Below are 14,858 nucleotides of genomic sequence, written 5' to 3'. Positions count from 1 at the left end.
AATAAAAGTGTTGTATGGTAAATTATATGAATTAAGTTCATATAATTTAATTAGGGGGTGCTATTTATGTTAGATAGTTTTAGAAGAACTTCAGCTAGAGAAGCGGAATTTAGGGGAGAACCAAATGATACTAAAAAATATTTTTTAAAATCAAATGTTAAAGCAAATGCAATTATAGTAGGAGCTATTATAATTGGGATTGCCATAGGTTTTTACTTTTTATCATAATATTAAATAAATTATAAAAGCAATAACTAATAATTTATATAGTTATTGCTTTTAATTTATAAAATGGTATAGGAGTTTTTATGAGTATAGAAGATAGAAATGGTTACTTTGAATATTTTCCTTTTTTAGAAAGTGAAAGGTTTTACTTAAAAGAAGTAAATTACAGTTTTAAAGATGAATTTATTAAAATGATGTCAGATGATGAAAGTATGAAAAATTCAGGCATGGAGATTACTAATGTAGAAAAACAGTGTGATATGTATTTAAAAAAAGTTAAAAATATGTATGAAAATAAAACAGGTATAAGGTGGAGTATAATAGATAAGAAAACTGAAAAATTTTTAGGGGAGATAGGAATATATAATATAGATTTTAATTCAAATAATGCAGAAATAGGATATAGTATTTTGAAAGAATATTGGAGATGTGGAATCGCAAGCGAATGTATATTAACTGTTGAAGAGTTTTTTTTCAATAATCTTAAAATGCATAAAATTATAGCTAAAATAGATATAAAAAATACACCATCTGTAAAATTGATAGAAAAACTAAATTTTTATAGAGAGGGAGTTTTAAGAGAACATTATTTTAATAATATAGAAAAACAATATATCAGTATAGCTATATATTCAAAAATAATTAATAATTAAGAAAATAGAATCAATAAAAGACAGACAAGCAATTTAGTCTGTCTTAATTTATATTATTTATTTTAGGCTACTTCTTCAGTTCCGGTAATATTAGAAGGTTGTCTGCCTTTATTCTTAAATACAGACCCACCAAGTAATCCAGCAACAGTTCCACCAAGTATGGCAAATATTATAGCAAAAATCACATTTTTAGGATTATTAAAAGCAAATGGTGCTAATAGACCAGGAATCGGTGATGCTGTACCAGGGGCGTTGTTGATTATTCCAAATATTGCAGCTGAAAGTCCAGCAAGGCCTCCACCAAAGAAATTTGAAACATATATAGGGATTGCATTAATTGTTATTATATGAGCTTGAGTTAATGGTTCTAACATCACTGCTACAATATTGCTTTTATTTCCTAGTTTTAATTTTTTAAATATTAATCCGTTTGTAAAAGACCCTCCTACACAAGCTATAGAAGCAATACCCATTGCTAGACCTTTAAGTCCTAGCATTGCAGTAAGAGCCATTGAACTTAATGGAGATGTACAAATCATTTTCATTATTCCACCTAGCAAAAAGCCCATTAATAGTGGTGATTGTTCAGCGGCAACGGATATCATTCCACCTATACTAACTAAAGTAGAATTAACAACAGGATCCACACCTATAGCAATAAATCTTGCAAGTGGAGCAATAATTAAAGCACCTAATATTACATCTAATCCTTCAGGTAAATATTTCTCTATATAAGGAGATATAAGTCCAATAATATATCCAGCTATGAAGCCGGGTAATATACCATAGCCACCAACTGCTACACCACCAGCTACAGCGAAAACAGGGTTAGCCCCCATATTCAATGATACCAATATTACAGCAGCAACTCCACCTAAACTACCTGCGGCCGTACCTACAGTTCCAAAAAAAGTTAGTTGCAATAAGTCGCCAGTTATATATTTATGGATGGCTTCTACTAAAAAAGTAGCTACTGCTGCATTAGCAAGTCCAGACATTGCTTTTTGTCCTTTAGGCATTTTTAAACTAAATAGTGAGAATAAAACTAAGGTTAATAGTAAAAGTCCTATACCTTTAACTAGTATTAACATAAAACCCCTCCTAAAATTAAAGCTTACATGTGAAAAATTTTCAAAGTGAAATATGATAATAAAAAATGAATGTTGCATGTAAAAAGCACTAACGATTTTTAAAACAAATAGGTTTCTTTTAACTTATTTATAAGTATAATAGGTAGTTACAGAAAACTACAGATAATTACAAGAAAAATATTTAAATTTTTAGAATATACTAAAAATTTAAACAATGTACATGGCTTTATAAATTAACTTAATAATAATTTAAATAAATATATAAATGTTTAATAGGTTGTTAAAAAATAAAAAAACTTAAAGATATAATTAATTAAAAAAACTTCAATAAAATGTATAAGAAAAGAAGTTATCTTCACATATACATTTCATTGAAGTTTATATTACAATACTTAAATTAACATATTCATATAAGGTATTAAGTTGATCTTAAGAATTATCTATCCTCAAACTTGAATATCCCAAATAGTGAGAAATGATCAAAATCACTTAGAATTTAACACTGTATCTTACATAAAAATATTTTAAAGTTATCAAATAAATTTTAAATATAAATTTTGATACTTAATAATAAGTAGAAATAGAAATTACAAGTATTAATCTTTACTATAAAACATTAATGCATTTAAAAACTTTTTTATGTTTGTTTTTCCACCAGCAGAAATTTTCCCTCTTATAAAGTCCATTTCTTTTTTTACTTGTTCAAAATTATAAAGAGTATTAGAATATTCATTAAAACTATCATTCATATAATCTTCAAGTCCGAGATTAGCAAGGTTGACCATTCCGGCATTTGCTGCTCTACGGATTCTTTGTTCCATTGATTTTGGACTGTCAGTAAATTTTTTGCAAAGTTTATTTAGTGTGAAATCATATACACTCTGATTAGTTTTTATTAAATATTCAACTAAAGTTAAAATATCTTTACTACCTAACTCACCCATGATACCTAATTTTTGAAGTACTGCTTGAAGTTTTAACATAAAATTATTTTCTTTAGATAATTCTTCAGTTTGAGGAGTAGAATCATTTATGTTTGTTGAAATTTCTTTTATAAATAAATTTTGCATTTTATAAAATGTTCTATTTATTGATATTGATTTAGATACTTTATCTATAACATTTTCTACTTCTATAGCATTTATAGGTTTTTGAATAAAAAATTCAATACCGGCTTCATAGGCCTTACCTATAATATCTTTTGAACTTACTTGAGATAACATAATAAAATTAATATCTAAATTTTCTTCTTTACATTTTTCAACTAAAGATATACCATCCATTAAAGGCATCAGAAGGTCCACTATAACAATATCAGGAGTTAAGTTTTTTATATCTTCTAATCCATCTATTCCGTTAGTAGAATATCCTATAATTGTTCCTAAACTTCTACTTTCTATGATTAATTTTAATATATTTATTATGTTTACATCATCATCTATTAAAAAAAAATTCATGGTTATGATTCCTCCAATATATTCTTTGGTATATAAATTAAAAAGGTTGTCCCTATACCTTCAAGGGAAGTAACATCAATTGAGCCTTGTAATTCATCAGTTATTATGTCTTTTACTAGGCTTAACCCTAGACCACGATTAATTTCGCCTGTTTCATAATTGATTTTAGTTGAATATCCTGGTGAAAATATGTAATTTAAATTTTCACTTTTAATGCCTAATCCATCATCTTTAACTTTAAAAATATGATTTCCTTCATCTGTATAATGAATAACATTAATATAATGCTTCCTATCATCAGTAATAGATTCTATTGAATTTATAATTAAATTTCTAAGAATAGACATAAGAAAATAATGCTTGCTTGTAAAAAAATTTCTTTCTATAGAAAAAGATAAGGAGATATTCTTTTTGTAGGAAGAAATTTCTCGTATCATACTAATTTGAAGAATTTTTATGATTTCTTCAAAATAAATACCATTATCATTAAGATTATCTTCTAGAGCTTCTTTAATTCCCCTAACAACTAAATAATATTCTTTTTTTATTTCGTGAATGTCTTTTGCAATTATTAATGAATCATTGGCCCAGGTTTCACTAGATGTATTTTTAGAAATTTTTTCGAAAAGTCCATAAGATGTAGACATTATATTTTCAATTGTATGCATATTTTTTTCCATCCAAAAAACTTCACCTTTTAATTTAGCTGTTACCCATAAAAGTTTTTTATATCTTTCAGCATGCTCTTTTTTTAAAAGGATAATACTGTAATAATCAATTGCAACAAAAACTATATACACTAAAAGAGAACGTATAATGGCAACTAAAATAATACTTTCTTGAACTTTAAGGGAAAAGATTATAGTACCAACACGAATAAATCCTTCAATAAAATTAGCAAAATAATCTATTATTATTAGATTAAGTAGAAAAAATTTATTTTTTAAATTATAGTTAATAGTTTTATATAAAAATTAAAAGATAATCCATAAAATATATAAAAAAATATTTCAGGTGAGTATGCTGAAATTGAATTATCAAAACTGCCAGTAGTAAGAAAATGAACGATTATTCTTAGAAAAAAAATTCCTAGTGAAGATAATAATGTGGTTAAGGCAACATTAAAACTTCCTAGAAAATATATAAATATAGGCAACAATATTATAGCAAATGAAATTTTAAAATTTGTTAAAAATAAATTTATATGAAATTGTGCCCCAATAGAGATAAAAAAACTAACTAGAATAGTTCTTTTTATGTTATTATTTATATCTAATATATTTAAATTTATCATATAAAAACCCTTCTTAATCATTTGAAATATTCAAATATTCGCACTATTTATTTTATCACAAAATATGAAATATCTAAACTTTCATAAACAAAATAAAAAAATAATATAGAAAAATAAATTAAAATTTAAATTTATTCAGCAATATTCATCATAATTGTATAAAAAGTATAAAAATGGATAAAAATCTTAATAAAGACTTTTATACAAAGGAGTGAATTAAAAAATGAACAAATTAAAGGAATACAAATTTCAAATTTTATCATCATTAATAATAGTTTTTGCATTGTTTTTTTGTGGATATTCATTTTATATAAATATAGCTAAGAATAAACAAGTAGATACATTAACAAAGGAAGTTAGTTCTGCGAATGTAAAAGATAATACAGTGGTAGAGTTTCTTATAAAATATTCTAATTGCAATAATTTTATAAATGATGATAAAATGATGAAATTAGTAGAAAAGGATAAAGATAAAATTAAAGATTTAAAAGAGGGACAATTAGAAGAAATATATAAAGGATATGGATATAAATTAGATAAACATACCTCTAATAAAATTACCTTTATAAAAGAGATTCAAGGATATGCATATGAAAGTGGAAAATATTTTATAGGAATAAATGAGAATAAAGTTGTTATATACAATAAAAAAGAAGATAATAATTTAGTAGTTGTTGAAAATATGGTTCCAAATGTAAGAAGTGAAGATAAAAGGCCTATAACATTAGAAAATCTTAAGGATAAAGGCAATTTAATAGAAAGTTTTTATGAAGGAAAGAAAGAATATCAATTTGATGATAAAGAATCAGCATTAGAATATGCAAAAGCATTATGTAGTTCATAAAATATAAAATAATTAAGTTTAAAATGCATAGTAATTTTACTATGCATTTTTTATATACACATATAAAAACTAACTAAAATCATACATTGATGCAATTTAAAAGTGTTAAGGTTGAATTGAAAATCTGTTGATGTTAAAGTAATATAGTGAAATACTATATAAATTTAATGTTATAATTTATTAGTAAAAAATTATAGAATGTTAGGAAGGATTTATAAAAATGTATGAATATATAAAGGGTAAATTCATTTCTATAAATAAAGATTATGTAGTTGTAGAAAACAATGGAATTGGATATAAGATATTTACATCAGGAAATACAATGGCCCAGATGCCAAATACCAATGATGAAGTAAAATTAAATATTATCCAAATCGTAAGGGATGATTTTATAGGACTTTATGGATTTTTAACAAAAGAAGAAGTTGAAATGTTTAATTTGCTACTTACAATAAATGGGGTTGGAGCAAAGGCAGCATTATCATTATTATCTATATGTACAGTTACAAATCTTAAGTATGCAATATTAAGTAGTGATGAAAAAACTATTACAAAAGCTCCTGGAATAGGAAAAAAAATAGCCCAAAGAATCATTTTAGAATTAAAAGATAAGCTAGATTTGCAAGAAGTTATGGAAACTGGAATAGATGAGACTATAATAGAAATGGATGTTATTCATAACGAGGCTTTTGGTGCCTTACTAGCTTTAGGATATTCAGAGAAAGAGGCTGAAAAGGCAGTTAAAGCTGTTGGAAAAGAAGCAAATATAGAAGATATGATTAAGAAATGTTTAAGATACTTAATGAAATAATCTGAATTTAAAATAGTATATAAAGTTACTATATAATTTTAAGAAAGGAGTGATTATATGGAGGATAGAATTGTTACTTCTGATTTTATAGAAGAAGATGGCGATGGAGAGTACTCATTAAGGCCGCAAAGATTAAAAGAATATATAGGTCAAAATAAAGTTAAAGAAAGATTAGATATATTTCTAAAAGCAGCTAAAATGAGGGGTGAACCTTTAGATCATACTCTTTTTTATGGACCACCAGGTTTAGGAAAAACTACGCTTGCTAATATAGTTGCAAAAGAAATGGGTGGAAATTTAAAAGTTACATCTGGCCCTGCTATAGAAAGGGCTGGAGATTTAGCATCTATTTTAACATCCTTATGTGATAATGATGTTTTGTTTATAGATGAGATACATCGACTGAATAGAGCTGTAGAAGAAATTTTATATCCAGCAATGGAGGATTATTCTTTAGATATAGTTATAGGAAAGGGCGCATCAGCAAAGTCTATAAGATTAGATTTACCTAAATTTACTTTAATAGGAGCTACAACTAGGGTAGGACTTTTAACAGCTCCACTTAGAGATAGATTTGGAGTGCTTTGTCCTATGGAATATTATAGTGAAAATCAATTAAAAGAAATAGTTGTTAGGTCAGCAGAGATTATGAATGTATCTATCAAAGAAGATGCGGCATTAGAAATTGCAAAAAGGTCTAGAGGTACTCCTAGAATTACAAATAGGTTATTAAAAAGAGTAAGAGACTATTCCATTGTAAAAGGAAATGGAATAATTGATTATGAAGTAGCAAATAATGCAGCAGAGCTTTTAGAGATTGATAGAGAAGGATTTGATCAAATAGATAATAAAATAATAGAAGCAATAATATACAATTTTGGTGGTGGGCCAGTAGGAATAGAAACTTTAGCCTATTATATAGGAGAAGAATTAGGGTCTTTAGAAGAAGTATATGAACCGTATTTGATAAAAAAAGGGTTTATAATAAGAACACCTCGTGGAAGGATAGCTTCAGAAAAGGCTTATAGACATTTAGGCATTCAAATGCCAGAAAAATAATATTTGAGATATAGCTTATAAAGTGGTAAAATAATAACCTTGAGAGAATTTATATTAGAGACAAAAATAAAGTTATATATAGGAATTAAAGATGGCATTTAAAATAGTAATACTATATGAGAGTAAAAAGTGGCTAGAAGAAGGTTATATATGAAAGTTTATTGCTAGAGCTAGCCACTTAATGTAACTTTTTTGATGGTATAAAGGTTTCGCATATGATAAGAGTAAGAATCTAAAGGTTATGTTAAAATCTTATACTATATAAATATAATTTGAATTTTTTATTTTTAATAAATTTAAAAATTAGGACGGTGTAGACAGTGAACGTAAAAGATTTTTATTTTGATTTACCAGAAGAATTAATAGCACAAGTGCCCTTAGACAAAAGAGATGAATCAAGACTTATGCTAGTTGATAAAAATACAGGAGAATTAGAACATAGAACATTTAAGGATATTATAGATTTCTTAGATGAAGGTGATTGCTTAGTTTTAAATGATACAAGGGTTATGCCAGCAAGGTTATATGGACATAAAGAAGAAACTGGTGCTAAAATGGAATTCCTTCTTTTAAGAAGATTAGAAAAAGATGTTTGGGAAACATTAGTAAAGCCAGGAAAAAGAGCTAAAGTTGGAAACAGATTTGAATTTGGGGAAGGTAAATTAAAGGCTGAAGTAATAGAAGTACTTGAAAATGGAAATAGAAAAGTTAGATTTGAATATGAAGGAATATTTGAAGAGGTACTAGATGCTTTAGGAGAAATGCCATTACCACCATACATAACAGAAAAATTAGAAGATAAGGAAAGATATCAAACAGTTTATTCTAGGGAAGTTGGATCGGCAGCAGCGCCAACGGCAGGGCTACATTTTACAGAAGAACTTTTAGAAAAGCTTAAAGAAAAAGGTGTTAATATAGCATTTGTTACTTTACATGTTGGTCTTGGAACATTTAGACCAGTAAAAACAGAAAAGGTTGAAGAACATGAAATGCATTCAGAGTATTATTATTTAAATAAAGAAAATGCTGATACAATAAATGCTGCAAAAGATAAAGGTAAAAGAGTAATAGCAGTAGGAACAACATCCAATAGAACTTTAGAAAGCATTGCAGATGAAAGTGGAAGAGTTAAAGAACAATCAGGATATACAAGTATTTTTATATATCCAGGATATAAATTTAAAATAGTAGATGCTCTTATAACTAATTTTCATCTTCCAGAATCAACGCTTATAATGTTAATAAGTGCTTTTTCAACAAGAGATATTGTTATGAATGCATATAAAGAGGCTGTACAAGAGAGATATAGGTTCTTTAGTTTTGGAGATGCAATGTTTTTACATTAGATCTTGATACATACTATTATAAAAACATGTGTAATAAAATTACAAAAGGATGGTTGGATTTATGTACAAATTATTAAAAAAAAGTGGAAAGGTAAGAAGGGGTGAATTTACAACGCCTCATGGAGTTATACAAACTCCTGTATTTATGAATGTTGGTACACTAGCAGCTATAAAGGGTGCTGTGTCATCTATGGACCTAAAAGACATAGGCTGTCAAGTAGAGTTATCAAATACATATCATTTACATTTAAGACCAACAGATACGGTTGTTAGCAAAATGGGTGGATTACATAAATTTATGAATTGGGATAGACCTATACTTACAGATTCAGGTGGATTTCAAGTTTTCTCCCTTTCTAAAATGAGAAAAATAAAGGAAGAGGGAGTTTATTTTAACTCTCATATTGATGGGAAAAAAATATTTATGGGACCGGAAGAAAGTATGCAAATACAAAGCAACTTAGCATCTACTATTGCTATGGCTTTTGATGAATGTATACCTAATCCTTCTTCAAGAGAATATGTAGAGGCATCTGTTGCTAGAACGACAAGATGGCTTGAAAGATGTAAAGTAGAAATGGATAGATTGAATTCTTTACCAGATACTATAAACAAAGAACAAATGCTTTTTGGAATAAACCAAGGTGGAGTTTATGAAGATATAAGAATAGAACATGCTAAAACTATCACAAAGATGGATTTAGATGGATATGCTATCGGTGGATTAGCTGTAGGTGAGAGTCATGAGGATATGTATAGAATTATAGATGCAGTAGTACCTTATTTACCTCAAGATAAGCCTATATATTTAATGGGAGTTGGTACACCGGAAAATATATTAGAGGCAGTATCAAGAGGAGTAGACTTCTTTGATTGCGTTTTACCAGCAAGAAATGGAAGACATGGACACGTATTTACTAAACATGGTAAAATAAATCTTATGAATGCTAAGCATGAATTAGATGATGCACCAATAGATGAAGGATGTCAATGTCCAACATGTAAGAACTATAATAGAGCTTATATAAGGCACTTATTTAAAGCTAAAGAAATGTTAGCTATGAGGCTTTGTGTATTACATAATTTATATTTTTATAATAAGCTTATGGAAGATATAAGAAATGCAATAGATGGCGATTATTTTGAAGAATTTAAAGCAGAAAAATTAAAAGCGTGGGGCTCAAAATAATAGGTTTTACTATTTATATATTATGGTTATAATATAAAAGATAGGTAAATATTTTAAAAAAGTTCATTAATTTTAAAAAACATATAACTTTTTATAAAGAAATATGTTAAAATGCTCCATGTATCATTTTACGATAAGTATTATGAGATGAGATTTAATTAAAATTAAATTAAAAAATTTAACATGATTATAAGTAATCGTGTAAATAAGGAGGAATAAGGATGCAAGCTATTTTATTTAACATTGTACCTATAGTATTAATGTTAGGGTTATTTTATGTTATGATTTTCTTGCCAGAGAAAAAAAGAAAGAAAAAGTATCAGGATATGTTAGGTGATTTAAGCCTTAATGACGAAATAATGACAAAAGGTGGAATCATGGGAAGAGTGGTTAATATCCAAGAAGAATTTATAATATTAGAGAGTGGTCCGGATAGAGCAAGGATAAAACTAGCTAAAAACGGAATTAGTTATGTTATAAAATCAAAAGAGGAAAAAGACACTAAAGCAGAATAAAACAATGAATAAAAGCCCCCTAATTGTAATATATTACAATATAGGGGGGGATTATAATGGGTAAAAAAATAAAGTATTCCTGTGTTGGACATGGTGTACTTAGAGCATTTATATTAACAATGTTTGCGTTAATAGTATACTCATTGCTTATAAGTGTCATATCAGTGGGTCCGAAAGTAAATTCTATATTTTATATAATACTAACCTTAATAAGTATTATATATGGAACTATATGTGCTACTATTAAAGCCGGAAGTAATGGTTGGCTTATGGGAATTTTAGTTGGATTATTTTATATTGTAGCATTATTTATAGTTTCAATATTATGTGGTAAAGAATTTGCATTTGGAGTAAAGGAAATTACAAGAGTGATTATGGCTACCTTAGTAGGTGCATTATCAGGAATGATTACAGTGAATCTATAAAATTAAAATTAATTATAGATATAACATTGGTGTAATTAATAAATATGAAAAAAATTTTAAAAACTTGATATATACTATTGTACAATAACAGGTTTTGAAATTATAATATATATATTATTAAAAACACCTAAAGGATGGAGGAATTTACAATGAAACACATTAAAACAGTTAACAAATCAAACATAAAAGAAAGCTTAAAGAAGCCAGGATGCAAAGAGTGTGCAAACTCTTGTCAATCAGCATGTAAAACTTCATGCACAGTAGCTAACTTAGCTTGTGAAAACTAATTAATAGTAAAAAGAGGCAGTAACTATATAGTTGCTGCTTTGTGTTTAGTAGGAGGAATAAAATGGCGTTAATTCATAAATTTAAACAAGATAATGATTACTATGTAATAGATGTAAACTCAGGAGCGGTTCACGTAGTTGACGAATTAGTTTATGATCTTTTAGATGAAAACAAATTAAGAAGTAAAGAAGAATTAGTTGAAGATTTTAAAAATAAATATTCTGTAGAAAGTATAGAAGAAGTTTATAGCGAATTAAAAGAATTAGTAAGTGAAGGAATGTTATATTCATTAGATTTATATGAAAATATAGCAAAAAAAAGTGGACAAGCGCAATCATATGTTAAAGCAATGTGTCTAAACATAATTCATGATTGTAACTTAAGATGTAAATATTGTTTTGCAGATGAAGGTGAATATCATGGATGTAGAAAAGCGATGTCTCCAGAAGTAGGCAAAAAAGCAATAGATTTTGTAATCCAAAGTTCAGGACCAAGAAAAAATATAGAGGTAGATTTATTTGGTGGAGAACCATTAATGGCATTTGAACAAATTAAGGAAATTGTAGATTATGCAAAAGAACAAGAAAAAATTCATAATAAGAATATAAGATTTACAATGACAACAAATGCAACACTTTTAAATGAAGAAAATATGAAGTATCTAGATGAAAACATGGGTAACTTAGTTTTAAGTATAGATGGTAGAAAAGAAGTCAATGATAAAGTAAGAGTTAGAGTAGATGGTTCAGGCTGTTATGAGAGCATTTTACCTAAAATAAAATCTATGGTAGATATGAGAGATAAATCTAAATCTTACTATGCAAGAGGAACATTTACAAGAGAAAATACAGATTTCTTTGAAGATGTAAAACATATGGCAGATTTAGGTTTTGATGAAATTTCTATAGAACCTGTTGTACTTCCAGATGAACACGAACTTTCTTTAAGAAAAGAAGATTTACCAACAATATTTGAACAATATGATAAATTATATGAAGAAATGTTAAAAAGACATAAAGAAGGAAAAGAATTTAGATTCTATCATTTTAATATAGATCTTCAGGGTGGTCCTTGTGTATATAAAAGGATATCTGGATGTGGAGCAGGACACGAGTACATAGCAGTAACTCCAGATGGAGATATTTATCCTTGTCATCAATTTGTAGGAAACGAAGATTATTTAATAGGAAATATATATGATGGAATAAAGAAAAATGAAATAGTTCAAGAATTTAAAGAGGCTCATATATATAACAAACCAACTTGTAAAAAATGTTGGGCTAGATTTTATTGTAGCGGGGGATGTCAAGCAAATAACTTCAATTTTAATGGTGATATGCATATACCATATGAAATTGGTTGTGAAATGCAGAAAAAGAGAGTTGAGTGTGCTATAGCATTAAAGACTAAAATTATGGAAATGGAAGAAAAGTAATCCAAAATTGTGATTGACTATGAATTTTGGAAGATATATAATAAATAACATTGGAAAAAACATAAATTTACTAATGTAAGAAAGGGGATAGACATGAAGAGAGGTAAAAGTGTGTCCTTATTTATTGGCGCTGTGGTAATTATAGCCTTGCTAGCATATATTGGATACTTTGGTGCAGAAGCCTTTGGATATAGATTCAAATCTTTTGGACAGTCCATAAATAAAGGTCTTGATCTTCAAGGTGGTTCATCTATACTTATGGAGATAAAATCTGATAAAGTAGATAAAGACACTATTAATAGAACTATTGAATTAATTTCTATGAGGGTAAATAAATTAGGAGTCAGTGAAACTTCAGTAACTCGTGAAGGGGAAAAAAGAATAAGAATTGAAATTCCAGGTCAATTTGACACAAAATCTGTACTTGATACTGTTGGAAAAACAGGCGATTTAAAGTTTACAGACTCTGAAAAAAATATAATTCTTTCAGGAAAAGATGTAAAAAATGCAGTTGCTCAATATGACAATGAAGGAAAAGCGGTAGTTGGATTAGAATTTAATGATGAAGGAACTAAAAAATTTGCAGATGCTACAACTAAAAATGTAGGTAAACAAATTGCAATATCAATGGATGATGAGGTTCTAACTAATCCTCAAGTAAATCAAGCGATAACTGACGGAAAAGCAGTTATAACCGGCATGAAATCTTTAGAAGATGCTACAAGAATAGCTAATATAATTAAATCTGGTGCACTTCCAGTACCTGTTGAAACTCTTTCTGTTAAAACAGTAGGACCAACTATTGGTATGGAAGCTGTAGGATTGAGCAAGAAAGCAGCTGTAGTTGGCATAGCTTTTGTTATGATATTTATGTCTTTATACTATAAGCGTCCTGGCGTTATATGTTCATTAGCCATTGTATTATATGTATGTCTGTTATTATATGCTTTTGCTATCTTTGAAGTAACATTAACTCTTTCAGGTATTGCAGGATTTTTATTAACAGTAGGTATGGCTGTTGATGCTAATGTACTTATATTTGAGAGAATAAGAGAAGAATTAAGAACTGGAAAATCAGTAAAATCATCAGTTGAATCTGGATTTAGTAAAGCTTTAGCAACTATACTAGACTCGAATATAACAACTATAATAGCTGCTGTTTCTTTATATATAATAGGAACTGGTTCAGTTAAAGGATTTGGGTTAACGCTTGTAATTGGTATAGTAATAAGTATATTTACTGCTTTAACTGTTACAAAGTTCTTAATAAATATGGCAGTGAATATTGGTATTCTTAATAAACCATCCCACTTTGGCGTTAAAAAGGGGGTAAATTAAAATGAAATTTATAGAAAAAACTAAAATTTGGTTTACTATATCCCTTATACTGATAATCGTAGGAATGGGTACAGTAGTATTTAGAGGGTTAAATTATGGTATAGATTTTACAGGTGGTACAATTATAGATATAGCTTTAAATGATAAATTTGAGAAGAATAAAGCTGATGAAATATTAGAAAAATATGCAAAAAATAAATATGCTACTAAAGTTGTAGATAATGGAAAAGAACTTGAAATAATAGTTCAAGAAGGTGTACTTACAGATGAAACAACTGATAATTTAATTGAAGATATGAAAAAAGAATTTTCATTAGATGATTCAGCAATTTTAAACAAAGAAAATCTAGGTGGAACTATTGGTAGAGAACTAAAAGTGAAAGCATTTATAGCTGCTATAGTTGCAAATGTGGCTATGCTTATATATATTGGGTTTAGATTTGAATTTAATTTTGCAGCAGCAGCAATAATTGCAGTAGTACATGATGTCTTAATAACTGTAGGAGTTTATGCAGTTTTAGGAATACCTGTTAATACACCATTTATAGCGGCAATACTTACTATTATAGGATATTCTATAAATGATACAATAGTTATATTTGATAGAATTAGAGAGAATTCAAAGAAAATGAGAAAAGTAGAAATCTCTGAGATTGCAAATATAAGTATAAATCAAACCTTATCTAGATCTATAAATACTGCACTTACAACATTATTTACTATAACTGCAGTGTATGTATTTGTTCCAAGCATAAGAGAATTTTCATTACCATTAATAATTGGTATAGCTATGGGAGCTTATTCATCAATATTTATAGCTAGTCCAATTTGGGTTATCTTAAAAAATAGAAAAAAAGCAGCAAAAATATAACATAAATTGCAAAAAAA

16 protein-coding genes are annotated in these 14,858 nt (G+C 27.5%); 13 read left to right on the top strand and 3 right to left on the bottom strand.

The features are described from left to right. Positions 1 to 66: 66 nt before the first annotated feature. Entirely contained in the window at positions 67 to 228 is a 162-nt protein-coding gene (locus tag CSGHG_RS23030; RefSeq protein WP_155844727.1) for a hypothetical protein, read from the top strand. A gap of 80 nt (positions 229 to 308) precedes the next feature. Next, positions 309 to 878, top strand: coding sequence for a GNAT family N-acetyltransferase (locus CSGHG_RS04260; RefSeq protein ID WP_010292983.1), 570 nt, complete (start codon positions 309 to 311; stop codon positions 876 to 878). A 62-nt stretch (positions 879 to 940) separates the two neighbouring features. Here the strand turns inward: CSGHG_RS04260 and CSGHG_RS04255 are convergent, their stop codons facing one another. The 3 genes from CSGHG_RS04255 to CSGHG_RS21730 form a co-directional block, all read right to left on the bottom strand. Further along, the gene (locus CSGHG_RS04255) at positions 941 to 1,969 is read right to left on the bottom strand and encodes a PTS sugar transporter subunit IIC (RefSeq protein ID WP_010292982.1); all 1,029 of its coding nucleotides are present in this window, start codon (positions 1,967 to 1,969) and stop codon (positions 941 to 943) included. Between the two features lie 596 nt (positions 1,970 to 2,565). After that, the gene (locus tag CSGHG_RS04250; RefSeq protein WP_010292980.1) at positions 2,566 to 3,426 is read right to left on the bottom strand and encodes a response regulator; all 861 of its coding nucleotides are present in this window, start codon (positions 3,424 to 3,426) and stop codon (positions 2,566 to 2,568) included. A 2-nt stretch (positions 3,427 to 3,428) separates the two neighbouring features. Further along, a complete protein-coding gene (locus tag CSGHG_RS21730) occupies positions 3,429 to 4,226 on the bottom strand; it encodes an ATP-binding protein (protein ID WP_010292979.1) in 798 nt (265 codons plus the stop codon). 717 nt (positions 4,227 to 4,943) lie between these two features. On the opposite strand from CSGHG_RS21730, the gene CSGHG_RS04240 reads away from it, so the two are divergent. The 11 genes from CSGHG_RS04240 to secF all read left to right on the top strand — a co-directional run bounded on the left by CSGHG_RS04240 (position 4,944) and on the right by secF (position 14,841). Next, the gene (locus tag CSGHG_RS04240; RefSeq protein WP_010292977.1) at positions 4,944 to 5,564 is read left to right on the top strand and encodes a hypothetical protein; all 621 of its coding nucleotides are present in this window, start codon (positions 4,944 to 4,946) and stop codon (positions 5,562 to 5,564) included. A 220-nt stretch (positions 5,565 to 5,784) separates the two neighbouring features. Beyond that, positions 5,785 to 6,375: a Holliday junction branch migration protein RuvA gene (ruvA, locus tag CSGHG_RS04235; protein WP_010292975.1), complete on the top strand. Its 591-nt coding sequence runs from the start codon at positions 5,785 to 5,787 to the stop codon at positions 6,373 to 6,375. Positions 6,376 to 6,432: 57 nt separating this feature from the next. Continuing rightward, positions 6,433 to 7,434: a Holliday junction branch migration DNA helicase RuvB gene (gene ruvB, locus CSGHG_RS04230; protein WP_010292972.1), complete on the top strand. Its 1,002-nt coding sequence runs from the start codon at positions 6,433 to 6,435 to the stop codon at positions 7,432 to 7,434. A 320-nt stretch (positions 7,435 to 7,754) separates the two neighbouring features. Further along, positions 7,755 to 8,780 (top strand): tRNA preQ1(34) S-adenosylmethionine ribosyltransferase-isomerase QueA, encoded by a 1,026-nt coding sequence (gene queA / locus CSGHG_RS04225; protein WP_010292969.1) that lies wholly within the window; start codon positions 7,755 to 7,757, stop codon positions 8,778 to 8,780. Positions 8,781 to 8,841: 61 nt separating this feature from the next. After that, a complete protein-coding gene (gene tgt / locus CSGHG_RS04220; protein ID WP_010292967.1) occupies positions 8,842 to 9,969 on the top strand; it encodes a tRNA guanosine(34) transglycosylase Tgt in 1,128 nt (375 codons plus the stop codon). Between the two features lie 221 nt (positions 9,970 to 10,190). Further along, positions 10,191 to 10,484, top strand: a complete 294-nt coding sequence (yajC, locus tag CSGHG_RS04215; protein WP_010292966.1) for a preprotein translocase subunit YajC — start codon at positions 10,191 to 10,193, stop codon at positions 10,482 to 10,484. Positions 10,485 to 10,540: 56 nt separating this feature from the next. After that, complete coding sequence (locus CSGHG_RS04210) at positions 10,541 to 10,909, top strand: TIGR04086 family membrane protein (protein WP_010292965.1); 369 nt, start codon at positions 10,541 to 10,543, stop codon at positions 10,907 to 10,909. A 149-nt stretch (positions 10,910 to 11,058) separates the two neighbouring features. Continuing rightward, positions 11,059 to 11,196 (top strand): six-cysteine ranthipeptide SCIFF, encoded by a 138-nt coding sequence (scfA, locus tag CSGHG_RS19845; protein ID WP_010292964.1) that lies wholly within the window; start codon positions 11,059 to 11,061, stop codon positions 11,194 to 11,196. A gap of 62 nt (positions 11,197 to 11,258) precedes the next feature. Then, positions 11,259 to 12,632 carry a thioether cross-link-forming SCIFF peptide maturase gene (gene scfB, locus CSGHG_RS04200; protein ID WP_010292963.1) on the top strand — a complete coding sequence of 458 codons (1,374 nt, stop codon included), beginning with the start codon at positions 11,259 to 11,261 and terminating at the stop codon, positions 12,630 to 12,632. Between the two features lie 93 nt (positions 12,633 to 12,725). Beyond that, complete coding sequence (gene secD, locus CSGHG_RS04195) at positions 12,726 to 13,970, top strand: protein translocase subunit SecD (RefSeq protein ID WP_010292961.1); 1,245 nt, start codon at positions 12,726 to 12,728, stop codon at positions 13,968 to 13,970. Position 13,971: 1 nt separating this feature from the next. After that, positions 13,972 to 14,841 carry a protein translocase subunit SecF gene (secF, locus tag CSGHG_RS04190; protein WP_010292959.1) on the top strand — a complete coding sequence of 290 codons (870 nt, stop codon included), beginning with the start codon at positions 13,972 to 13,974 and terminating at the stop codon, positions 14,839 to 14,841. Positions 14,842 to 14,858 lie beyond the last annotated feature (17 nt).

It is taken from the genome of Clostridium senegalense JC122 (assembly GCF_000285575.1).
Classification (GTDB): Bacteria; Bacillota; Clostridia; order Clostridiales; family Clostridiaceae; genus Clostridium_J; species Clostridium_J senegalense.
This window is presented reverse-complemented; position numbering and strand designations above follow the sequence as displayed.